Below are 20723 nucleotides of genomic sequence, written 5' to 3' on the forward strand. Positions count from 1 at the left end.
TCGTTTTGTCGAACCATTGCATCGCCCTTTGTGATTGGCGTATAAACACACAAACACCTATTAGCGGAGAACGCTATGAATACCATTCGCTGGAATGTCGCCGTCTCGGCCGACACCGACCAGTCGCTTCGGATGTTTCTGGCCAGCCAGGGCGGCGGCCGTAAGGGCGACCTGTCGCGCTTCATCGAAGAAGCGGTACGGGCACACATCCTGGAGCTGAGCGCTGAGCAGGCCAAGGCCGCTAACGCCCATCTGAGTGAGGCAGAATTGACCAACGCGGTTGACGAAGCGCTCGACTGGGCACGTAAGCGCTGATGCGGGTCGTGTTGGATACCAACATCCTGTTCAGCGCCCTGATCTCGCCACATGGCGCGCCCGATGCGATCTACCGTGCCTGGCGGGCGGCGCGTTTCGAGGTGGTGACCTCGCGGATGCAACTCGATGAAATTCGTCGAGCCAGCCGCTATCCCAAGCTTCAGGCCATCCTACAGCCCGCCAAGGTGGGCGCCATGATCAATAACCTGCAACGGGCTGTGGTACTGGAGCGCCTGACCATCGAGGTCGAAGCCGATGATCCGGATGACTCGTTTTTGCTGGCCATGGCCTTGGCGGGCGATGCGGACTACCTGGTAACCGGTGATCGCCGCGCCGGCCTGCTGCAACGCGGGCACATCGAACGCACGCGGATCGTCACGCCCGCCGTGTTCTGCGTCGAGGTGCTGTGATCAATGCCGGTCGGTTTTCTGACTCAAGAGCAACGCGACGGTTTTGGCCGCTATGTTGATTCGCCCAGCCGTGAAGAGCTGGAACGTTACTTCCACCTGAGCGATGAAGACCGTGAAGCCATCCAGGTGCTGCGGGGTAGCCATAACCGTCTGGGTTATGCCGTTCTGCTGACCACCGTCCGCTTCGTTGGCGTTCTGCCGGACAAGCCCGCCGCCGTGCCGGTGGAAGTCCTGCAGGTGCTTTGCCGACAACTGGCGATTCCAGACCCCGACTGCCTCCAGCGCTATAGCGATCATCGCCGCTGGATACATGCCACCGATATTCAGAACCGCTTTGGCTATCGTCATTTCACCGATCCGGGCATCGGCTTTCGCTTGAGCCGCTGGCTGTATGCCCTCTGCTGGACGGGCACCGACCGGCCGGGAGTGCTGTTTGAGCGAGCCACCTCGTGGCTGTTCACACAGAAAGTCCTCCTGCCTGGTGTGTCTCAACTAGAGCGCTTTATCGCCCAGTTGCGCAGTCGGGTCGAAGAACGCCTCTGGTTTACGCTGGGCCGCAGCGTGACTGAGGAACAGCGATTGCAACTGCAAGACTTGCTGACGGTGGCCGAAGGCAACCGCAGCTCCCGGCTGGATCAATTGCGCTCCGGCCCGGTCATGGTCAGTGGCCCCGCGTTGATTCGGGCACTGCGCCGGCTCGATGACGTGCGCGGCATCGGCATCACCTTGCCGGCGGCGGCGCACATCCCTCCCAGCCGTATCGCCGCCCTGGCCCGCTTCGCCAACACGGCCAAGGTCACCGCGATTAATCGGCTGCCGGCGTCGCGGCGGATGGCGACACTGGTGGCCTTCGCACTCTGCCTGGAGGCGACTGCGCACGACGACGCACTGGAAGTCCTGGAGGCCTTGCTGCGCGACCTGTTCAGCAACGCGGAGAAGGCCGACAAGAAAGCCCGCATGCGCAGCCTGAAAGACCTGGATCGGTCGGCCGCGACGCTCGCCGCCGCGTGCAAGGTCGTGCTGGACAGCTCGATCAGCGATGACAACGTGCGCGCCCGGCTGTTCAACGACCTGCCGAGGACCACCCTGGAAAAGGCCCTGGAAGAGGTCAACGCGCTGATCCGCCCGGTAGATGACGTCTATTTTCTTGCATTGGAAGCGCGCTACCGCAGCGTGCGCCGCTTCCTGCCCGACCTGCTCAAGCACATCCGCTTCGGCTTCAGCCCGGCCGGCAAGGGCGTGGCGGCTAGTCTGGAGTGGCTGCAACTGAACCTGCCGCGCCGGAAGCCAGAGGATGACGCGCCGCAGGAGATCGTGGCCAAGGCTTGGCAGAAGCACATCACCCGCGAAGATGGCTCCCTCGACATGGGTGCCTATGTGTTCTGCACGCTCGATGCGCTGCGCACGGCCCTGCGCCGCCGCGATGTCTTCGTCTCGCCCAGTTGGCGCTATGCCGACCCGCGCCTTGGCCTGCTCGACGGTGCCGAATGGCTGGCGGCGCGACCGATCATCTGCCGGTCACTGGGCCTGACCATCGACGCCAAAACCACCCTGGACGCCTTGTCCGTCGAGCTGGATGCAACCTGGCTGGCAGTAGCCGCGCGCCTGCCCGACAACCCGGCGATTCAACTGAGCGAGAACACCGAGGGCAAGACCGAACTGTCGCTCGGGGCGCTGGACAAGCTGGACGAGCCCTGCTCGTTGCTGCAACTGCGGGCGGCCGTGTCTGACCTGATGCCGCGTGTCGATCTGCCGGAAATCCTCTTGGAAATCGCCGCCCGCACTGGCTTTTCCGAGGCCTTCACCCATGTCTCCGAACGCAATGCACGCGCCGACAACCTGGTCACCAGCCTCTGCGCGGTGCTGTTGGGCGGGGCCTGCAACACCGGCCTGGAGCCCTTGATCCGCACCGACAACCCGGCGCTGCGCCGTGACCGGCTGTCCTGGGTCAGCCAGAATTATATCCGCGACGACACCCTGTCAGCGGCTAACGCCATCCTGGTCGGAGCGCAAAGCCAACTGGAACTGGCCCAAGTCTGGGGTGGCGGCGAGGTCGCCTCCGCCGATGGCATGCGCTTCGTCGTACCGGTGCGCACCGTGCATGCCGGCCCCAATCCGAAGTATTTCGGCACCGGCCGGGGTGTCACCTGGTACAACCTGATTTCCGACCAATTCTCCGGCCTCAACGCCATCACCGTGCCCGGCACGCTGCGCGACAGCCTGGTGTTGCTGGCGGTCGTGCTGGAACAGCAGACCGAGTTGCAGCCGACGCAAATCATGACCGACACCGGGGCCTACAGCGATGTGGTGTTCGGGCTCTTCCGCCTACTTGGCTACCACTTCAGTCCGCGGCTGGCCGATGTCGGCGGTACCCGCTTCTGGCGCACGCGCCCGGACGCGGACTACGGCAAGCTCAACGGGCTGGCCCGCCAGTCGGTCAAACTCGACCTGATCGCCGAGCACTGGGACGACCTGCTGCGCCTGGCCGGCTCGCTCAAACTCGGCCGGGTGCCGGCGACTGGCATCATGCGCACGCTGCAAACGGGAGATAGACCCACCCGGCTGGCCCAGGCGCTGGCCGAATTCGGGCGGATCGAAAAGACTCTGCACACGTTGACCTATATCGACGACGAGTCCAAGCGCCGCGCCACCCTGACCCAGTTGAACCGAGGCGAAGGCCGGCACAGCCTGGCCCGCGCCGTGTTCCACGGCAAACGCGGCGAGCTCCGCCAGCGCTACCGCGAAGGCCAGGAAGACCAGCTCGGTGCTCTGGGCCTGGTGGTGAACATCATCGTGCTGTGGAACACCCTCTACATGACGGCGGCCGTGGAACGGCTCAAGCAGCACGGCTATCCAGTGCTGGAAGAGGATTTGGCCCGGCTATCGCCGCTGATCTACGAGCACATCAACATGCTCGGGCGGTATTCCTTTGCGGTACCGGAAGAAGTTGCGCGCGGCGAGCTGCGGCCACTGCGTAATCCAGACGACGACCTGTGATCCCCCTAAACGCTATGAGCAACACCCAAGCTGCTGCTGGATCGGCGGGCACTTCACCGAGCCGAACGAACAGAAAACGCAGCAATCCCCTGGGTTGGGGCGCAGCAGCGCCTTGCAGTTGCTGCACTCGTAATAGAACTGGCAGGCGTCCGTGGGCATGGTTTCCGGCTTGGCGAAGCCGCAGCGCGGGCAAGTCAGCACGGACTCAAGGACAATGGCGCTCATCGTGACCTCACTTCTGCACTGTGGAGGGGTATCCCGCGTTCGCGGTCGCCTCAGTCAGTGCCTCGGGCTGGGCCTTATCGGGATCGTAGGTGACGGTCGCCGTCTTCTGGTCGAAATTGACCTGGACGTCACTCACGCCGGACACCTTCTCCAACGACTTCTTGACCGTGATCGGACAGAGTCCGCACGTCATGTTCTGCACGTCGAGCGTGACGGTTTTCGGGGGAGCCGCCAGCGCCACGAAGGGCAAGGCGAAAAGCACGGCGATCAGCAGTTTGCGCATGGTTAATCTCCTTCAGTAGAACAGCGGGGCGAGCCACGGCACGGCCAATAGGCCGAGCAGCAGCACGCTGACGATCCAGAACACGAGTCGCTGTCGCACGAGCGTGCGCGGATTGGCGCAGGGTGTACCTGGCGTACAAACCTGTGGCACCAGGTAGAGCTTGCGGAATGCCAATCCCAGGAACAGTAGAGTCAACCCGATGAAGAGGGGGCGTAGTGGCTCCATCATGGTCAGAGCGCCCACCCACGTACCGCCGACACCGAGTGCCAACAGCACCAGTGGCCCGACACAGCACACCGACGCACCGATGGCGGTCAGCGAACTCGCGACCAGCGAGCCTTTCCCGGTGAGTTGCATCCCCATTCCCATCTCCTGAGCCTGATTGCCTAGGTGCTATTCTAAACTCCGTACCAAAGTACGGAATCAAGGAGAAAGTGATGGCCACAGAGCTGACCATTGGCAAGCTGGCAGACGCCGCCGGGGTGAACGTCGAGACGATCCGCTACTACCAGCGACGCGGGCTGCTGGATGAACCAGCCAAACTCTTGGGTGGCCATCGGCGCTATCCGGTGGACATGGTGAAGCGACTGCGTTTCATCAAGCGGGCTCAGGCGCTGGGTTTCACGCTCTCGGAAGTCGGTGGACTGCTGACGCTGGATGAGTCGTGCGCCTGTGCCGAAACGCGAGCACGGGCTGCACGCAAGCTCGCGTTGATCGAGCAGAAGATGGCCGACTTGGTCGTCATGCAGCAACTGTTAGGCGAACTGGTGCAGCAATGTGATGCGGGAGACGGCGGAACGATCTGCCCGATCATCGAGGCACTGATCAGAGAGTAATGCCTGGCGGGTGAGCTGGAGATCGGAAAGCCCCTTTACGGTGGGATTCAGAGCTTACGTTGGTTTTTGGTTCCATTGCTCCCCAAACCCCTGCCTCGGCTATTGATCGGCAGATTCTTAAGGTTGAGGAAGAGCTTGGAGTGCCCTTATTTGAGCGACTCCCAAGCGGTTTGAGGCTTACGTCCGCGGGCGAATTAGTATTGGCGAATGCCCGTCAGTGGCAGAAAGAATATGCTCGAACTCGTGAGCAGATCGACGAGATGCAAGGGTTGCGCCGCGGTCATATCGATATTGGATTGATCGACGCGCTTAGTGAGGGAATGGTGGCTGAAGCCATCTCGTCTCTCATGCAGCAGTACCCGGGCCTCACATTTGGTATGAAGGTTGCTGACAGCCAGAATGTCGCAAAAATGATTGCCTCTGCTGAGGTGGACTTCGGCTTCGTTCTGGATGCTGTTGCGGGGGCTGAGCTGTCGGTGACCGCGAGTGCGGTGATCAAGATGGGTGTTGCCATGCCCACTTCCCATCCACTGGCGGGAAGGAAAAGCCTACGTCTGAGCGATACTCAGGATGTGACAGTGATCTTCCCTGCTGCTCCCTTGGTTGTACAAAAGCACGTGCATGCGCTTCACGATCATTTGAGGCTTGATGTTCGGCAGCGAGTAGCGTGCAACGATTTGCGTATGATGCGTTCGTTAATTCGCGCCGGCGTGGGGGTGGGGATTCTGTCCTGGTTGGATGTCGCAAGCGAAGTAGAAGCGCAAACCATTGCCTTCGTTCCTCTTGACGGTATCCACGTCAGTCATCCAGTTCTTTCCATTTGTGTAGCTCCTCATCGCCAACTCTCACGTGCGGCACTGTTGGCATTATCGGATCTACAGAAACGTATGGCCGACCTGATTAGATCTCATTAATCGAAGCATTTCTGTGGACTTCCGGCTGGTAAGTGCATCATTACGTGAGTTGGACCGATTGATCCACGAGCAAGGTTTTCGTGAGGATTTGTACTACCGAATTAATGGCATGCGAGTGGTGATCGCACCGCTTCGCGAGCGTCAGGATATTCCCGAACTTATTAAGAAGTTGTTGCAGCAGCTCTCGCCAAACGAGCCCAAACAACTATCAAGCGAGGCTAGGCGCCGGTCCGCTCTCCTCTGCTGCAGCGCTGACTGTTGCTAGTAGCAACAGCACCAATCCTCCCCCTACCGAGATTGCTTGTTTCATTCCCTTCTCCTTCCGTGAGCGGTGATGCCAATTGGATCTAGAGATTTCTCTCTTTTGGCTGACAAGTCGTGCAACAAGATCTATTATAAGTACGTACGTACGTACTTTCAACATTCAAACGGGGCGGCTACCCCTCTCTAGGAGCAAGCGATGGAACTCAAAATCTCATGCGGCAATGTTTCCCAAGCACTGGCTGAGTTGAAGCCTGGTGAATCTCTGATCGTGCCGTGCAATGGCAAAACCACTCAATCAACTCAGTCGAGCATCGGGTCGATGCTCGCCCGCCGTCAGCTGGCCAGCGCGATGTACAGCCAGAGCAAAGCCCTGGTCGTACGGGACGAGCTGTCCCTTCCCATTCCGGTGATCATCGTTACCCGGCGTGCGGCAGAAATTGCCGGCGCAGCGTGAGGAGAAAATCATGAATACTCATCGTTGCGTTTTATTGCAGGGCGTTCAGAACATCAAGAATGCCTATGCACATCTGCTTCAGGCCCGCTCTGACCAGGCTTGCCAATCAAGCGCGTTGATCATGGTCGACGGAGTGGTCTGTACAGTCCCGCTGGGTCAAGGTCTCATTGACATCGACCGAGCAGAACCGGTGCAAGCAAAGGGCAAAGCCATCTGCCACAGCGTGGCCTGCCCTTTCATCATCCTTTAAGGGGAAGGCGCCCCTTTGGGCGCCTTGTACCTCGCCATTGGGTGTCTATTCAGTACGACCATCCCCGTCGGATGAACGTTAAACTCCAAGTAACTCGACTCGTAATCAGCCTTTGTAGCTCCGTCGAATACCGAGTCAGCCAACCACGCGGCCATAGCGGCTTGAATGGCGTGACGCCCCATGGCCTGCTCATCATTTTCTTCCATTGCTTTGACCAGTTCGCTGGCCCAGAACGGAACTGCACTCTGCGCAAAAGACTTCCCTTTTTCCCGAATCATTTCGCGTTTTGACTCTGCAACAGCAACCAATCCGCTCAGATCTATTTCGGTTTGAAAGAGAGCGGTTTCTTGTTGTTCGGTGTTGAAAAACTTGAATTGTAGAATCACATGCTTGCTCCAAATGAACGAGAGGGCCGTAGCCCTCTCTGGATGGTTATGCTGGCCGTGGAGCCCTGGGCTTCGGCGCTGGAGGGGCTTCCTTCCAGTGAATGCCATGCTCGGCCTGCCGCTGTCTGATCAGCTCAGAATGCCTCATCACCCCCACTGTCTTGTCGATGCTCTTCCCAGCCTCCTCAAAGCTATGGAACACCCCATGAGGCTTGCGCTCACCATCCACTGGTTTGCCTGGGATTCCAGTGCTGTAAGGAATGTGCGTGGAGGTTCGTACCTGGAACACTTCGAACTTGTCGCCCGGGCCTTCGGTATTGTGGAAGACGTCGAGGCGTTTTCCGTGGACAAGCCGGCCAGGCTCCCCGCGTTCGTTGAGCTTTGAAGGCTCGGACGTATGATCGAATTCACGTGACTTGAAAATAGTGGTACCGGCGATGACGCGTTCCCGCAGACGTTCGTCGCCCTCTGCAGGCGCTGCGGGCAACTTTTCAACGTTGAACACCCGATTCAGGCCTTGATCGCGAAAGGGAGCTTCGGATTCGTGCCCTTGGTGCTGAGCCAGCTTGGCCACCAACTGACGCGCTATGTGCTGGCTTTCAATGTCCTTGGGCTGCGCCTCGATCGCGGCGATGACCTCTTTGTATTCGCTACCCGTCAGGCGATGCCGTTTTTGTTCAGCAATGTCCTGCAGGACGCCTTGCCATTCTTGAATCGAGCTCGCACTCATCGAAGTCTCCTTCCCTTGTAAAATCCCGGTCGAGGGCGACGTAGAGTGCGGCGGCACCCGGCATCCCTTTCGGTTTTGAATTTCTTCATCGCTTGGGCGATTGGCCTGGTCGAACGAAAACGATCCATCGTCGTAGCGTTCGAGGTAGCCCCATGTGCAGTCTTTGTCACTTTGCCCAGGTTTGGGCGGTTGAGCCCACCACGGTTCGCGAGTCACTAAATGCTTCATAGGCCACCTCCTTTGCTTTGGATCGTCACATGGTGAAGTTCGCCATAACCTGATTAGTTTGTTGGTCGACCAGGTCGATCGAGCCGCGCACGATCTGACCGACTGCGGTGTTGCCATCAGCTTCCGGGATGTACAGGTACAAGGTGCCTCGAAGGTCAAGGCTGCCTTTTGCCCGGGCTTCTTCGATGATCCGAGCCTGGGCAGAGTCATTGACTTGCAGGCTGCATGGGAACGCCGATGGCTTAACCTGCAGGTTCATTCCTTGAGCGTTGCGAACAGGATTCGCCCAGCAGTACTGCCCGTAGCTGGTGAGGGGGAACGAATGCGTATTGAAATCGTATGGACCGACAGAAACGTTCTGCATGCTCAACACGCTTGATACCCCAAACCCGGAGATCGGCAGCGAGTAGTAATCATTGGCAGCATAGGATTTCAGCGAGGCCTCGAATGCCGGCCACTGGGCTGACTCGATGTCCTTGCGCTTGAAGGCGTCGCTGGTGGCCAGGTAGTCGGCGGAGAGGTAGCCCATCTTGTCCTCCGTCGTGGCCCCAGGCGCCTTAGCAAGCACCAGGAACGTGAGTGGCTTGCCGTTGTTACTCGCCAAGTCCTGGTACTGGTTCAGCGGAACAGAAGTGTCGATCACTTGTGCAGGCTTTTCCGGTGCCGCGGGAGGCGTCTGTGCGTTCTGGCTCTGCTTGGGTGTGGATACTGGTGCAGGTGCTTCCTTGTCATTGCATCCAGTCAGGAGCCCCATCACAACACATGCTGCAGCAGTCATTTTTAGGTTCATAAAGCATCAATTCCGTTGAATTTTTTGGTCAGCCGAACAAAGTGTGCATATCCGACTTCCAGGCCCCGAACTGGTTCGCCTTGATGCGTACCCCGATTTCATGCAGGTTCGGAACACGAGTGACTAACTTAAACAGCAAGAGCGGGCTTTTATCGGGTACCAGCTCCCAGCTGGACACCTGATCAAAGTCAATCAAGGTCGCGCTGTTCAAGTTGACGTCTACGTACAAGGCCTTCTTTGCTGCGGCATCAAAGCCGACGTAGCGGTTGAACATCACCGAGACGACTTCATGGCTCGGGTTGAAGCCCGTCATCTTGGCCTTCTCGACCATGCGATCGAGGCGCGATTTGAAATAACGTGGAGCCACCGAGAACAGCAGGTAACCGAGCCCGAAATAGACCAGCGCGATGGCCATGATCCCCAGCGATACCTCTGTGTCCCTGGAAAAGTGGGCACAGGCGATCAGGAATACGGCAATCACTGGCAACAGACCGAGCCAATAAAAAGGACGAAGGACCCACCAGATAATGTTCATATCGACCCCCTCAAAAGTCCGTATGAGATACACAATACGGAATTAGGTTAGGTTCATTCTACCATGACCCATTGACAGGTCAATCCTCAATTGATAAGGGGCCCGAAGGCCCCCGATTTGATCATCCCTTGATCCCATCTCCTCCCTGGGTGCGTCTGTTGTCGCCCCCAGCTCCCCCTCTGGGCGCCAAGTGCTCGAGGCGGCTACCGAAGATGTTCATCGCGTTGCGCATCCGCTCATTGTCCTCACGGCCCACCGATGCAGCGGCGTGACCACCGACCCAGTTAATGACCTGGTCGGGAACGATCAGGATCAGGTTGAAGCAGCTGTGGACCAAGGTCAAACACATGCTGCAGTAGATCGCCAAGTAGAAGATGATCGAGAACAATCCCGTCACAGAGTCGAACTGAGCATTGGCCAGGGCAATCCCGAAGCACTGGTTGAGCAACGTGCCTCCTGCGATCAGCGCGGCCCCGCCCAAGAAGAACCCGACGACCATCAGTGCAGGGCGGATCATCACGTTCAGCAGGAAAATATAGCCATGGGAGGTTTTGTGGCCCATGCCCTCCCCTTCGCTACCCAGATGCGTAAAGGCCCACAGTGGCGCCGCAATGATTGCTTCGCCAACCACTACCAGCCAGTTGACCGCGGCCCCAAACCAGATGATGAATGGAACCATGGGGAGATATGTCGAGAGCGTACCGCCCAGAATGAACATCGCCAGGACGAGGCCAATGATGAATGGTGATACACCTTCAAGCACGCCGCTCAAAGCATCTCCAACCGATGTCACGGCGTTTGCCACCTTGGCGAATACGCCGGCAACACTCCAGCCATCCTTGACCTTCTCGATGGCCTTCGCGGTCACATAGGCGCCCATGGCCGTTTCTGCCGCAACCATCGTGTAGTCGCCCAGGTTCTTCATCTTGATCAGGGGGTTGAGCTGACCCAGCCCTTCGCCGCCGGCATTCACGTCGATCAGGTAGTTCACGATTCGCTGGCCAGGCGCAGCGAACATACTCCCGATGATGTTGCCCGCATCCGCGCCTACGACGCCTTTGGAGTAGTCGCCGGTAGCACTGGTGCCTGCCGTAGGGGTGTAGGAGGTTGTTTCCTGCTGGGCCTTATAGGCCGCGTAGGCTTCGTCGTATACGGATACGACTGAGGGATCTCCGCTGGTCGACATACCGAACACAGTTGCTTTTGCGGCCATGGCGTCAGAAAGTTTGGTGTTCGCTTGAGCGAAAGTCTGATACCAGGCACCCAATACCCACCATCCCGATTTGCTGATGTTTGAGCTGAGTTCCTGAGCAAGTCGCTTGATGTCCCCTTGCTTAGTACCGGCGACCTTGTTCACCGAGTTTTCATAGGTCTGCGCTGCGATCTGGATGGCGTACTCGCTGTCGGGCAGAGCCGTTTTAGACCCACTGGCTCGTTGGACAGAGGCATTCACAAACGACTGGGCCGACTGGCTCAGGGACGCCTGCATAGCCTTCAGCGCATCCAGGTGCGCCTGCCTGATATCGGCTACATCGATCGTGCCGCTGATAATGTTCGTGGAGGCCGGCTGTGCTGTGAGGTCGCCACTGATGTCCGCTCCACCACAGACAAAGCTGTTGTTTTTGAGGATGAACCCTTTGTTAGTAGCGGTCTGTTGAATGTAGCCGCCCGGAATGACCAGGCCACCGCTCGCTTGGGCTTGAGCGATGCCGGCATTGATACCGTGCAAGCAAAGGTTGGCTTCATACACACTGTGCGCCAGAGCGGCAGTTGAGGGCATTACTGGCTGCACGACCATCGATTGGCCATCTTCAAAACTGGAGATCGCAGCATCGACGCCGAGGTTGGCCACACCAACCCCCATTACTGACGCCGACCACAGCATCAACAGCTGCGAGAGCGACCAACCGTTGGCAGTAGGGACCAGCGACACGACACCCCACACAAGTCGCACAGGTCCCCACGACGAGGACTGCTGACGGTCGAAGATCGATCCATCGTGGGCAGTGCGCGTCAGCTTGCGGAATACGATATAGCAGGCCCACATCGCACCCACGACAAGCAATGCGCTGTTAAACACCTGGAAGATATTCGCGAGGATGGTGTCGCCACTTCCGCCGGCCGAGGCCAACGGGTTGTTCACGACCTGGCCATAGATGGAGACAAGCGCTTCACGCGATTTATCGCCGCTGCGCTTGGCCGCTTCCGAGATTTCGCCCAGTGTGGTGCTGTCAGCCCAAGCCAAGGTGCTGCAGAGCATGGCAGCAATCACGGCAAATGCTTTGTGCTGAATTCTCATGGCCGGCCTCCTTTCCCGTGGCCGTATTCAGGATCGAGCAGCTGCCGGAACCAGTTCCGGTTCTCCCGAATGAAGTCCTTCAAGCCACCTTTTTCCTCCTTTGAAAGGCGCTGCGTCTTGAGCTGCCATAGCCGCAGCTGGGCGCTCAGAGCCATTGCGAAGAGTAGAGGCATTGCCGTGGCGATCGAGAGCAAGCCCTGGACCACCCCTTTCGACGAGTCGAAATGGACTCCAAGCAAAATGCCGAGCACTGCGAAGAGTCCCAAGACCAAGGCTGCCAGCTGGCAGGCGCGCTTGCGGGACAGAAAGTAGCGATAGAGCTCAGGAATGGACATGGCTCCAGGCTTGCGATTTTTCATCGCCTCGCTGAATGACAGCTGCTCACTATCTGCCTTTTCACGGCGGTCGCGCAGTGTTTCCTTTGCTTCGGCCGACAATTGCCGAATGACCTCTAAATGCTCCTTGGACCTGGAGACTTCGTTTTTGGCCAGTCGATAAGTCTGACGCATGGCCCAGAACGGAATCACTAGGTGGAGCCCGATGGACAGCCCCCGACGGACCTTGGAAGACTGCAGCTTTTCTTCACTCATCAGTTGGCCCCCCCCATACGACCGTTAACAGCCCGGTATTTTTCACCCAAGACAGGCTCGAATTCCTGCCGTGCAGAGCTGGCCAGGTTCAGACCGTTGATGATGTTCCCGCGGGTCACATCGTTGCGCAGTTCGAGTAGCAACCAGTTGGTCTGCGTTTGGACGCGGATCTGCTCACGCACCAGGTTATCGCCTGTCATGTTCTGCAGATCAGCTTGGTACTCTGTGTTTGCGTAGCGACGCCCCACCTCGAAATACTCGAATTCGCGGGCCGACATGGTTCCCGTGCGCTTAGCTTCTGCCGAGGCAATCTTTTGGTAGTAAGACTCAGCCGATTTTGAGGACCGTGCTTCTTTAAGCAGATCTTTAGTTGAGTCCAGTGGTTGGCTTGCGGCGATCATTTGATCTTGAGGATCCGTCGCAGCGGAGATGATCGAGTTGTACTGGTTCATCAGGCCGATGTACTGGACACCAGCGTCAGATTCGGCCTGCCCCTTCTTGAGCTGGGGAGCCACTGAACGCCGCGCGGAGTTCTGCGTGTACATCCTGGCTGCGTCGGTTTGCGCCTGAGTAAAGGTGAGGTCCTGGTCCTTGCCATCCTTGCCGGCGCCGATAGTCAACGAGTCGAGGCGTTTGTCGGCCCCGGGCATGGTAGTCGAAACGGCTGGGCAAGCTGTTGCTCCACCATATGCAGCGTAATCATCGGTATCGCAGTAGTCAGCATGAATGCTTGCCGAGCGCATGGCATCGATCGAGGGCGGCTGGGCTGGAGCAGTAAGAGCCTGGTTGATTTTGGTGCTGGCAGCTTTCCCCCCTCCACCTGTGCGGATAGAGGCTTTTACTGCGGCAACCCCCGCCCTGACTTCATTGAAACCGCCCGAACCGGATTCGCTGCAGATCGAGTTGGGCACGTAGTAGTTCTGGCGGGCATTCTCGTAGCGACGGCTACGCTCCTGATTCGCGTCAAACTCCCGTTGAACCCGAGCAGCAGTTTCAATGGTATTGGCAACCTTGCTTGCGCCTTGGGTAGTCGCGGTACCCACCTGGTAAAGCAGCTGGCTAACCGACAGGTTCATGGCGCTCACTGAGGCTGTTGTAGCGGCGATCGCCCCGGTCAACGTGACAGTTGAGGTTCCGATCGCGCCTACAACGCAGCCGTCGCAAAGTGCGTAAGCGGGAGTTGAAGCTGCGGAGCCGATCAGGAGAGCTACGGCCAGAGGAGTAATGCGGAATATGGTCTTCATGCGTGTTCTCCCCGGTGGCTTTGTTCGGCGTAGTACTCGGTTACCAGATCCTCTGCCAATTTCTTCACGACGCTCACCTTGGCGTTGGAGGTAGACGCGTACTCGAGTGCCTCAATGTGAGTCTTGGCAGAACCCAGAGGGAACCGCTTGGCGAGGACCTGGCGAGCAGCCATAGGACCGATCCGGTTGTACAACTCTTTTCGTAGCGCCATATCCTGCTGGGTGGTAGACATTGCCCAGAGTTCAAGCGGACCAGTTGTATTGGTCAAAATTTGGGTGATCGTGCCTTGGTTCGTCTTGAATAGGGCCAGCATATTTGCGCCATTGCGCCCAGGACCTATGCACTGCAGGTGCAGCTGCTGGATCGTTTCGTGAGAAACCTTGAAGGTTTCGCGCAGCACGTTTTCGTCATCCACATTTCCGCCGCGCAACACATAGACCGATGTGGCCGCGTTGAGCAGGGCCTGGGGAAAGTCTCGCAGATACTGTGAAATCACCATGATTCGGATACCCCACTTCCGGCCTTCACGACCGTCCTTCTTCAGCGTTTCCACTGGGGTATCCATGCCTTCGGTGTTGTGCCATTCGTCATAGGCTATGGTCTTCTGCTGCGAAGCCACATCTTCGGCACGCTTCAGGTGGTAGTCGAGGTACAGCGGCGGAGATACAAGGCGGATGTCTTCCTCGCGCAGGAAATAGTTCTTAGCCCCTAGGTGGCGGGCAAACATGTACATGCAGGAGGTTCTGATCGAGCCCTCTGGTGTTTTCGATCCAATTACGTCGTTGAGGTCCACCGAAATGACTCGTGTCGTCGAGTCAACTTCAAATCGTGTACGGCCGGAAAAGACCGCGTACGTCGTCGATGCTAAGGTGAAGCAACGCCCCATGTACTTCAGGAGTGACTCGCCGCCGCTGGCCATCTTGATATCTCCGAATGTCTGACGCACGCCTTCGTTGTTCAGCATCGCAGTGAAGTCGGGCAGTACAGGGGCCGCTTGGCGGTGAGCGTAGGTTGCTTCACGCACATAACCGGCAGCGAACAGCATGTCAGTCACTTCGTACCAGGTTGCAGCACTCCACCATTTCTCATCATGCTCAGCGCTGATCCCCGACTCGGCTAGCACCTTGTCCACCGCAGGCACTACATCAGGTTCATACAGATTGGCGCCTCGACCCGCTTTGTCGTCATACACAAGGGTCATCAGCATTTCGTTGACCGCGGCACAGTCGGAAGGCGTGCGGGCTTTAGCCCCGCCTTGACCATCACTGGCGACGCTGGCACAGAGCAAATTCAAGAAGTCGACGCAATATTCGCGTTCTCGGCGAGTGGGTTGACGCGCCCCAAGCTGAGGATCAAAAGGATTCGATGCGAAGTCGCGATTGTTCTGCAGCCTGATGTACGCCGCTTCGGACTTCCGATGATCTGGAAGCGAATCCTGGATCATTTGAATCAGACCTGAGGAGGATGGGCCAACATCCGCAATCGTTAGCAGAGGGAGCTGGGTCGCACCTGGACGATGCAACGTTGCGTTGTGCATGCAGTTCGCAGCGACCGACTTACCCGAGCCTGGGATGCCTGAGACAAGTTCGATCCAGGTGTCTTGGATCGAGCTGCCTAGCCCAATCGGATAAATCTTTCCATCCGGAGTCCGAGTGATCCACGAACCGTTATCTGGCCACGGGGTCGCAGGCCGCTGCAAAGGCAACATTTTCATGGCCTCTTTCAACGGTGGCAGAAGACGGTTAGCGGTGTTTTTTGTCGTGAAGCCTGGGATCGAGGATGCGAGAGCGGCCATGGGGTCGCCATGTGTTTTCTGTACTTGGCAGGTGCCCCAAGACTGGATTGCCTTCTCCAGGCGGGAAAGCCTGGTTTCGAGATCTGTCTTGGTATTGCTCCAGCAAGAGGCCATGACCTTCATCGACATGACGGCCTGATCTTTCGAAATTGCCTCTAAGTCTTTGAAAGAATCGCGGATCGCCCTGTTGTCTGGCAACACGCCGACAAAACCGACCATCAATTTGCGCGCACGCATCATTGAAAGCCCGCCCGGCGAGATATCGAAACGAATGCGCCACGGATCCTTTTTACCAACGGCGTCAAAAAGTTTTGAGAAGTGAACGACGTCTTGCGGGCCAAGCTCCATCGCAAGCGATCCATGCCACAGGCTGTCAGTCTTGACGTAGTTACCAACTGGCTCAACGTCGTTGCTGCAGACTTGATAGCAGAGGCGCGGGGGTACGAGTTCCGAATAGTCTTTGGCGTCGGTCGAGCCGCGAAGCATGAAACGGTCGCCGACGATTTGGGGCCGGAACTTCTGTGAAGTGCCTTCCCGATTCAACATGATCCTGATGCGCTTGATCGCCTCGTGGGCGCTCAATGGCTTCATCATGATCCCTTTCTTGCCCTCAACCCCACACGAGATGAAGTCGTCCATGAGCCGATCAATCATCGTGTCATGACGGTACTTGAGAGCAGCCAGGGCAAATGCGGGATTTTGCCCATAGGTGAGCCGCGGAAGCTTGTGCTTCGAGGCACTTTTAGCCAGTTCGCCGAGTTCGCGATCCTGTTCTTCCTTGCTCAAGGACGTGAGGTGCGTGTAGACGACCAGCAGGTTTTGCTCCCAGGCGCAATGCGGAGCGTTTCGCTTCACTCGATCAAGAATGATGTCCTCGCTTTTGAGGCCGATTCGTCGGGCGGTATTCAACAAGGGTTCGGCGAGGCGCATAAGCTCATCGGTAGCACGCTCAGGATCACGCTCGAAGCTGAACGTCAGGCTATGGCCCTTTTCACGCATATATCCGGTCATGCGGATGCGCAGGGACTCCAGCATCTCTGAAAACTCAGCTTCAGAAAGCATCTGGTACGTGCCCTGCAGATCGAATACTGTCAGCAGCGAGTAGTCACTGTTGACCAAGGTGTAGGGATCCTTCAGATCCGGGGATTTCTCGATATCAGCATCGGTCAGCCCCACAGCAGTGGCCAGTTCGCAGTAACTGGTCATGTCCTTGTGAATGAAGTGTTTTGCGAGGTACTCCAAGGTACCTTCCAGTGCGTCTACGCACTTATCGAGAAGTCCCATGCTGCCTCCTTAGCTCGGCGCGTTCATCACATCGTGATGTACTTGGGCCCACGTAGAAGTGGGAGCTGCGCCATACGCATCCTGTGCCCAACCCTTAACGACCTGGCTGAACTGAGCGGGATTGAAAATGACGCTCAACCCTTGGAAAACGAGGGAGTTAACATCGGCGTCAACCTTGCCGAGGCGAGTCATCGCCTCAGCGAAAATTTTGGGCGAGTGAGTGCCCCAGGCCTTTTCGGTGTATTCCCGATGGGAAGCCATCCAGTTGAGGATTTTCTTCGCGTCCGCCTTCGTTTGTTCGTCCCCGGTTTCCAAGGCGATCATGGTGGCTCGCTGCAGATGATTCGCATCCTGGGGAGACAAGCCCGGGAGGTAGGCGATGAAGGCTTGGCCGTCGTCGATTTCACCCAGGTGCTGCCACCCATGACACAGCGGATCTACAAGCCGGAGATTTTCCGGCCGCAGATCCTGATGGTTATGGTTAATGTTGTGAACATGACCGGCACGAGCGCGTACACCGCAGAAATAGCACTGCCCCTGCGCCTGACGGGTAATGGTCGCCCGCATTTCGGCCGTCAGTTGCTCCGGGTTGGGCTCGATCGCATTTGGAGTGGCATCCCCCCAAACCCGCGCTTTCGTGGCCATGGCCATCAGCGGAAGAACGGGTTTCTCGAAGTTTTGGCCAAGCCCCGATACCGGTACTGTCTGATCCTGTTTCACGTCGCTCATGCAGTCTCCAAGGCAGCCATGTTTCAGGCTGCCAAGTGGTCTTGATCAGTTAGGAACTTTGCCGAACTCGCTACCGCTGATACCCACTGTCTCGCCGGCAGTGGTCATCATGAAACCAGTGCCGCCCAGCGCTGCCCCGGCGAGCATCGGGCCCCAGATCTGCTTGCCAGTAATTCGCGAGTTCTCGTCGTTGGTTTTCTTCCACATGTTCATGCCACCGAAAGCAGCGCCGGCGAACCCAAGCGCCAGGAAAATTGGACCAAGGCTCTCTTTGATGGAGTCGCCCTGTTCACTGCCCTTCTCAGCCATACCGGCGAGACCGTCGGCATAAGCGGTTTTGGTGACCAGCAACGTTGACATGGTGAGGCCGGCAGTCATGAGCATGAGGCCGCGCTGCATGGGGTTGGCTTTGTATTCCTCAGCTTTGGTCAACAGGCGGATATGGCCACGACGCACAGCATCAACTGCAAACTCGATAGGGTTAAATTTCATGATGACGCTCCTTGTTTTGTTACCAGTAGAGTTGGAAGGTGGCCTGGAAGGCCTCGATCACCTTGTCGACATGTGTCAACGCAGCGCCGAAAATCATGTGGGTTAGGCCGCGCCAAATGGCGTCGTCGCCCCCCTGTGAGCTTTCTCCCTCTAGTGCTGCTTTCTTCATCAGCAGCAGCCCTTTGAAGAAGAAGCAACCGCCTGCAAATGAAGCAAGGGTCAGCACCGCGTTTACAGCATCCTTAAACCTGCCAAAGCTATCGGCTCCGCTGTAGGAAATGGCCCCGTAGGTGGTAGAGCCGCTACCAAAGCTCGTCCAAGTTGTGCTGATCATCCCGGACATGTTGAACAGAGCAGCGCCAATCACGAGCACTGCGAATGTGCTGCCGAGCGTGATTGGACGGTGGCCAGGTTCAATGGTGGCAAGCTGCATCCGACGCAGCACGGTCCCGGCGTAAACCATCCCGGCGAGAGCGCTCAAGGACCAGAGCAACCCCCACAGAACGGCGACCAATGAGTTGGCCGCCGAGATGATCATGCTTGCCAGATCCATATTCGGTTCCTTAGCGGATCACGCCACGAGAAGTGGTGACTCGACGTGCCACAGGGTCAATCCCCGTGATCTTCACGCCGTCTACGAGATCGCCTACCTGGACTACGAAAGTTTTTTCTCCGTGCTGAATCCAGGCTTGGTCTGAGTAAACGGTATTCAGGGTGTAGCCAGCCATTGCCGATGGTTGGCTCACCTGAGCTTGACGGCGTACAGCGGGGGAATGGACAACTTTCTTGCCCGCATCAGCTTTGTCCGATTCGAGAAGAGCGACCTTTGCTTCTAATTCGCTGATGGTTTTTTGCAGACCGACCACTACACCGCTCAGGCTCCCCACTTGCTCATTGAGGCCTTTCAGTTGTTCGGCAGATAGAGCGGACTGTTCCGGACTCGCTGCCGGTACCACTGCCTCTTGAGGCTCCGGTTCAGGGGCCGTCAAAACGTTGTTCACAGCGGCTTGTTGCACTGGAGTGGGCTGCTGTTGCGCGCTGGTTTGATGTTTCGGAAACAGCTTGGGCACCATCACGAAGAGGACTGCCAGCACTACTGCCAGTACCAAGAAATGCCAGCCCTCAATCCGGTTGACGAAATTGAAGATGCGCTTCTTGCGGTCGCCCTGGATCGCGTTAGCTGGAGATGTTTTCTTTGACGGCTCTTCGGCTTTCGGCGCCTCAACCGGTTTACCCGACTGAGCGCCAGTTTTGAAAATGTCCAACTCTTCCGCTGCTTGTGTAGTCATGTGAAAGTCCTCTGCCCTAACTCAGTAGCGAGTGGGATCGACGATGGTTGGCTGGCCCATGTACTGCTGGCCATATCCTGGCGAGACACCCTGGTACCCACCGAACCCGTTCGAGTTAGTAGCACCTGCGGCATTTGGTGAGAGGCGATACTGCTGCTGAGGCTGGCCACCTGGTTGGCCGAGGGTATTCAGCTCGGCTTTCTGGTTCGCCATCAGCGCGTCCTTTTCTAACTGGTCACTGGCCAGCACTGGTCCAACGAATTGAACACCGATCGTGGAGTTGATTGGACGGATCACTTGTTTCTGCGGCATGTTGGCGGCGTCATTGGCCAGCACCTGCCCGGCCTGTTGGCCGATACCGCCGGCAAAGGTGCCCGCGACGGCTTGACCACTAGGCGTCGTTGGATATGTCTGAATCACGGCGCCTTCGCTCGTGATGATGTTCTCCGAGGCGGAGCGCTCGTACAGCTGACCAGTTTTGCCGATCGCCAGAGCCAGGGCAGGGAGAATGATTCGGCTGAAATAGCGGTTGTTCACATCACCCGACAGCGCCGTACGCATGCTTTCAGGATCAACCGCTTTGGCTGTGATCTTGTAGCTACGGCCCTTCCACTCCATGTAGGTAAAGGTCATATCAATGGTTTCGTTGAGGCGCTTGTAGCCCATCGCGAACACCCTGGCGCCTGCGAGTCGGCCACCCGGGATCTCAGCTGTAACCATCGAGTTTTCGTCAGTGTCGAGCTCGGTTTTAAGCAGCGCAGGCGTGAGGAAGAAACCGTCCACGACAACCTGGTCCTGTGCCTTGCCAGCACGCGAGTTCGTAGATTGCGCAGTGCTCGCGGTACCAGCAGCACCTCCTGCGCTAGTCAGGGACGCGGGTTTGATAGACTGCGAGTACGCCTGTTCCTGGGTCGTGGTGCCGGTCCCATGGGTTTTCACCGTCCAGCCGGTCATGAAGGCACCCACCTGATTCGCGACAAGCTTGTCCATTTCTTTGTTGCGCTCGACGGGCTGTTGGGGCTGTGCCGCGGCTTGGTAGTAATAGTTGACCTGAGGCTGCTGCTGGCCCGAACCTGCCTTATCCGCAGTTCCCGCAGGGTTCGCTTGGGCGGTTGACATGACGGACATGTAGGACTGCCCGTTGGACTCTGCCTGCTTGGCGTTGTTGTGGTTGTATTTCTCCAAGACCCGGCGATAGGCCTCACTCTCTTCAGTGGTGCCCCCCTTGCCATCACCGTTGATTACCCCGAGGTTGGAGCTGGTTTGATGGCGGCTATTGAGCCAGGTGTAACCGGCATAGCCGAGGGCTGCGACAGCAATTACTGCCGCGAGGATGGTTACCTTGGTCTGCCTTCCAATGTCAGCTTGAGTGCTCATGCGCTA

General features: G+C 57.7%; 24 protein-coding genes. 8 read left to right on the top strand and 16 right to left on the bottom strand.

Annotation, left to right across the window (positions count from 1 at the left end):
* Window positions 1-75: 75 nt before the first annotated feature.
* Genes ACW4TB_RS20405 through ACW4TB_RS20415 form a run of 3 tightly spaced genes read left to right on the top strand, consistent with a single transcriptional unit; the run spans window position 76 to window position 3722 of the window.
* A complete protein-coding gene (locus ACW4TB_RS20405) occupies window positions 76-315 on the top strand; it encodes a ribbon-helix-helix domain-containing protein (protein ID WP_003089107.1) in 240 nt (79 codons plus the stop codon).
* The gene (locus ACW4TB_RS20410; RefSeq protein WP_003150546.1) at window positions 315-725 is read left to right on the top strand and encodes a putative toxin-antitoxin system toxin component, PIN family; all 411 of its coding nucleotides are present in this window, start codon (window positions 315-317) and stop codon (window positions 723-725) included. The genes ACW4TB_RS20405 and ACW4TB_RS20410 overlap by 1 nt, the downstream gene beginning before the upstream one ends.
* A gap of 3 nt (window positions 726-728) precedes the next feature.
* Window positions 729-3722 (top strand): Tn3 family transposase, encoded by a 2994-nt coding sequence (locus ACW4TB_RS20415; RefSeq protein ID WP_003089110.1) that lies wholly within the window; start codon window positions 729-731, stop codon window positions 3720-3722.
* Window positions 3723-3734: 12 nt separating this feature from the next.
* Here ACW4TB_RS20415 and ACW4TB_RS20420 read toward each other — a convergent pair whose 3' ends face one another.
* Genes ACW4TB_RS20420 through ACW4TB_RS20430 form a run of 3 tightly spaced genes read right to left on the bottom strand, consistent with a single transcriptional unit; the run spans window position 3735 to window position 4593 of the window.
* On the bottom strand, window positions 3735-3947 hold the full coding sequence (locus tag ACW4TB_RS20420; RefSeq protein WP_003089113.1) for a GDCCVxC domain-containing (seleno)protein: 213 nt from the start codon (window positions 3945-3947) through the stop codon (window positions 3735-3737).
* A gap of 7 nt (window positions 3948-3954) precedes the next feature.
* Window positions 3955-4230, bottom strand: a complete 276-nt coding sequence (gene merP, locus ACW4TB_RS20425; RefSeq protein ID WP_003150552.1) for a mercury resistance system periplasmic binding protein MerP — start codon at window positions 4228-4230, stop codon at window positions 3955-3957.
* 12 nt (window positions 4231-4242) lie between these two features.
* Window positions 4243-4593, bottom strand: coding sequence for a mercuric transporter MerT family protein (locus tag ACW4TB_RS20430; RefSeq protein WP_009682418.1), 351 nt, complete (start codon window positions 4591-4593; stop codon window positions 4243-4245).
* 74 nt (window positions 4594-4667) lie between these two features.
* On the opposite strand from ACW4TB_RS20430, the gene merR reads away from it, so the two are divergent.
* From merR to ACW4TB_RS20455, 5 genes are all read left to right on the top strand, one after another.
* Window positions 4668-5066 carry an Hg(II)-responsive transcriptional regulator gene (gene merR / locus ACW4TB_RS20435; RefSeq protein ID WP_455828510.1) on the top strand — a complete coding sequence of 133 codons (399 nt, stop codon included), beginning with the start codon at window positions 4668-4670 and terminating at the stop codon, window positions 5064-5066.
* A 59-nt stretch (window positions 5067-5125) separates the two neighbouring features.
* Window positions 5126-5980: a LysR family transcriptional regulator gene (locus ACW4TB_RS20440; RefSeq protein ID WP_280093858.1), complete on the top strand. Its 855-nt coding sequence runs from the start codon at window positions 5126-5128 to the stop codon at window positions 5978-5980.
* A gap of 7 nt (window positions 5981-5987) precedes the next feature.
* Entirely contained in the window at window positions 5988-6245 is a 258-nt protein-coding gene (locus ACW4TB_RS20445; RefSeq protein ID WP_323370650.1) for a sigma 54-interacting transcriptional regulator, read from the top strand.
* A 195-nt stretch (window positions 6246-6440) separates the two neighbouring features.
* Window positions 6441-6698: a hypothetical protein gene (locus ACW4TB_RS20450; RefSeq protein ID WP_009682452.1), complete on the top strand. Its 258-nt coding sequence runs from the start codon at window positions 6441-6443 to the stop codon at window positions 6696-6698.
* A gap of 10 nt (window positions 6699-6708) precedes the next feature.
* Window positions 6709-6948 (top strand): hypothetical protein, encoded by a 240-nt coding sequence (locus tag ACW4TB_RS20455; protein WP_009682451.1) that lies wholly within the window; start codon window positions 6709-6711, stop codon window positions 6946-6948.
* On the opposite strand, the gene ACW4TB_RS20460 is transcribed toward ACW4TB_RS20455, so the two are convergent.
* The 13 genes from ACW4TB_RS20460 to traO form a co-directional block, all read right to left on the bottom strand.
* Window positions 6945-7334 carry a hypothetical protein gene (locus ACW4TB_RS20460; protein WP_009682450.1) on the bottom strand — a complete coding sequence of 130 codons (390 nt, stop codon included), beginning with the start codon at window positions 7332-7334 and terminating at the stop codon, window positions 6945-6947. The two genes, ACW4TB_RS20455 and ACW4TB_RS20460, sit on opposite strands and share 4 nt — an antisense overlap.
* 46 nt (window positions 7335-7380) lie before the next feature.
* Entirely contained in the window at window positions 7381-8292 is a 912-nt protein-coding gene (locus tag ACW4TB_RS20465; protein ID WP_172828426.1) for a hypothetical protein, read from the bottom strand.
* Between the two features lie 25 nt (window positions 8293-8317).
* Complete coding sequence (locus ACW4TB_RS20470) at window positions 8318-9082, bottom strand: hypothetical protein (protein ID WP_031325694.1); 765 nt, start codon at window positions 9080-9082, stop codon at window positions 8318-8320.
* Between the two features lie 28 nt (window positions 9083-9110).
* Complete coding sequence (locus ACW4TB_RS20475) at window positions 9111-9617, bottom strand: hypothetical protein (RefSeq protein ID WP_009682447.1); 507 nt, start codon at window positions 9615-9617, stop codon at window positions 9111-9113.
* A 121-nt stretch (window positions 9618-9738) separates the two neighbouring features.
* Complete coding sequence (locus ACW4TB_RS20480) at window positions 9739-11916, bottom strand: DotA/TraY family protein (RefSeq protein WP_455828509.1); 2178 nt, start codon at window positions 11914-11916, stop codon at window positions 9739-9741.
* The gene (locus tag ACW4TB_RS20485; RefSeq protein ID WP_009682444.1) at window positions 11913-12506 is read right to left on the bottom strand and encodes a hypothetical protein; all 594 of its coding nucleotides are present in this window, start codon (window positions 12504-12506) and stop codon (window positions 11913-11915) included. Before ACW4TB_RS20485 ends, ACW4TB_RS20480 begins: the two co-directional genes overlap by 4 nt.
* On the bottom strand, window positions 12506-13750 hold the full coding sequence (gene traW / locus ACW4TB_RS20490; protein WP_023662981.1) for a conjugal transfer protein TraW: 1245 nt from the start codon (window positions 13748-13750) through the stop codon (window positions 12506-12508). Before traW ends, ACW4TB_RS20485 begins: the two co-directional genes overlap by 1 nt.
* Window positions 13747-16830, bottom strand: a complete 3084-nt coding sequence (locus ACW4TB_RS20495; RefSeq protein ID WP_023662980.1) for a conjugal transfer protein TraU — start codon at window positions 16828-16830, stop codon at window positions 13747-13749. Before ACW4TB_RS20495 ends, traW begins: the two co-directional genes overlap by 4 nt.
* Before the next feature lie 9 nt (window positions 16831-16839).
* The gene (locus ACW4TB_RS20500; RefSeq protein WP_033690307.1) at window positions 16840-17559 is read right to left on the bottom strand and encodes an HNH endonuclease; all 720 of its coding nucleotides are present in this window, start codon (window positions 17557-17559) and stop codon (window positions 16840-16842) included.
* Window positions 17560-17604: 45 nt separating this feature from the next.
* Entirely contained in the window at window positions 17605-18051 is a 447-nt protein-coding gene (locus ACW4TB_RS20505; RefSeq protein WP_009682439.1) for a DUF6750 family protein, read from the bottom strand.
* 19 nt (window positions 18052-18070) lie between these two features.
* Window positions 18071-18604 carry a conjugal transfer protein TraQ gene (gene traQ, locus ACW4TB_RS20510; RefSeq protein ID WP_009682438.1) on the bottom strand — a complete coding sequence of 178 codons (534 nt, stop codon included), beginning with the start codon at window positions 18602-18604 and terminating at the stop codon, window positions 18071-18073.
* Window positions 18605-18614: 10 nt separating this feature from the next.
* Window positions 18615-19340, bottom strand: coding sequence for a hypothetical protein (locus ACW4TB_RS20515; RefSeq protein ID WP_009682437.1), 726 nt, complete (start codon window positions 19338-19340; stop codon window positions 18615-18617).
* Between the two features lie 21 nt (window positions 19341-19361).
* Window positions 19362-20717, bottom strand: coding sequence for a conjugal transfer protein TraO (traO, locus tag ACW4TB_RS20520; protein ID WP_023662978.1), 1356 nt, complete (start codon window positions 20715-20717; stop codon window positions 19362-19364).
* Window positions 20718-20723 lie beyond the last annotated feature (6 nt).

This window comes from Lelliottia jeotgali (assembly GCF_977070485.1).

What these genes read in the sequence shown, in the direction of transcription:
- ACW4TB_RS20405 (WP_003089107.1), top strand. Translation starts at nt 76, where the DNA reads ATGAATACCATTCGCTGGAATGTCGCCGTCTCGGCCGACACCGACCAG.
- ACW4TB_RS20410 (WP_003150546.1), top strand. Translation starts at nt 315, where the DNA reads ATGCGGGTCGTGTTGGATACCAACATCCTGTTCAGCGCCCTGATCTCG.
- ACW4TB_RS20415 (WP_003089110.1), top strand. Translation starts at nt 729, where the DNA reads ATGCCGGTCGGTTTTCTGACTCAAGAGCAACGCGACGGTTTTGGCCGC.
- ACW4TB_RS20420 (WP_003089113.1), bottom strand. Translation starts at nt 3,947, where the DNA reads ATGAGCGCCATTGTCCTTGAGTCCGTGCTGACTTGCCCGCGCTGCGGC.
- merP (WP_003150552.1), bottom strand. Translation starts at nt 4,230, where the DNA reads ATGCGCAAACTGCTGATCGCCGTGCTTTTCGCCTTGCCCTTCGTGGCG.
- ACW4TB_RS20430 (WP_009682418.1), bottom strand. Translation starts at nt 4,593, where the DNA reads ATGGGGATGCAACTCACCGGGAAAGGCTCGCTGGTCGCGAGTTCGCTG.
- merR (WP_455828510.1), top strand. Translation starts at nt 4,668, where the DNA reads ATGGCCACAGAGCTGACCATTGGCAAGCTGGCAGACGCCGCCGGGGTG.
- ACW4TB_RS20450 (WP_009682452.1), top strand. Translation starts at nt 6,441, where the DNA reads ATGGAACTCAAAATCTCATGCGGCAATGTTTCCCAAGCACTGGCTGAG.
- ACW4TB_RS20455 (WP_009682451.1), top strand. Translation starts at nt 6,709, where the DNA reads ATGAATACTCATCGTTGCGTTTTATTGCAGGGCGTTCAGAACATCAAG.
- ACW4TB_RS20465 (WP_172828426.1), bottom strand. Translation starts at nt 8,292, where the DNA reads ATGAAGCATTTAGTGACTCGCGAACCGTGGTGGGCTCAACCGCCCAAA.
- ACW4TB_RS20470 (WP_031325694.1), bottom strand. Translation starts at nt 9,082, where the DNA reads ATGAACCTAAAAATGACTGCTGCAGCATGTGTTGTGATGGGGCTCCTG.
- ACW4TB_RS20475 (WP_009682447.1), bottom strand. Translation starts at nt 9,617, where the DNA reads ATGAACATTATCTGGTGGGTCCTTCGTCCTTTTTATTGGCTCGGTCTG.
- ACW4TB_RS20480 (WP_455828509.1), bottom strand. Translation starts at nt 11,916, where the DNA reads ATGAGAATTCAGCACAAAGCATTTGCCGTGATTGCTGCCATGCTCTGC.
- ACW4TB_RS20485 (WP_009682444.1), bottom strand. Translation starts at nt 12,506, where the DNA reads ATGAGTGAAGAAAAGCTGCAGTCTTCCAAGGTCCGTCGGGGGCTGTCC.
- traW (WP_023662981.1), bottom strand. Translation starts at nt 13,750, where the DNA reads ATGAAGACCATATTCCGCATTACTCCTCTGGCCGTAGCTCTCCTGATC.
- ACW4TB_RS20495 (WP_023662980.1), bottom strand. Translation starts at nt 16,830, where the DNA reads ATGGGACTTCTCGATAAGTGCGTAGACGCACTGGAAGGTACCTTGGAG.
- ACW4TB_RS20500 (WP_033690307.1), bottom strand. Translation starts at nt 17,559, where the DNA reads ATGAGCGACGTGAAACAGGATCAGACAGTACCGGTATCGGGGCTTGGC.
- ACW4TB_RS20505 (WP_009682439.1), bottom strand. Translation starts at nt 18,051, where the DNA reads ATGAAATTTAACCCTATCGAGTTTGCAGTTGATGCTGTGCGTCGTGGC.
- traQ (WP_009682438.1), bottom strand. Translation starts at nt 18,604, where the DNA reads ATGGATCTGGCAAGCATGATCATCTCGGCGGCCAACTCATTGGTCGCC.
- ACW4TB_RS20515 (WP_009682437.1), bottom strand. Translation starts at nt 19,340, where the DNA reads ATGACTACACAAGCAGCGGAAGAGTTGGACATTTTCAAAACTGGCGCT.
- traO (WP_023662978.1), bottom strand. Translation starts at nt 20,717, where the DNA reads ATGAGCACTCAAGCTGACATTGGAAGGCAGACCAAGGTAACCATCCTC.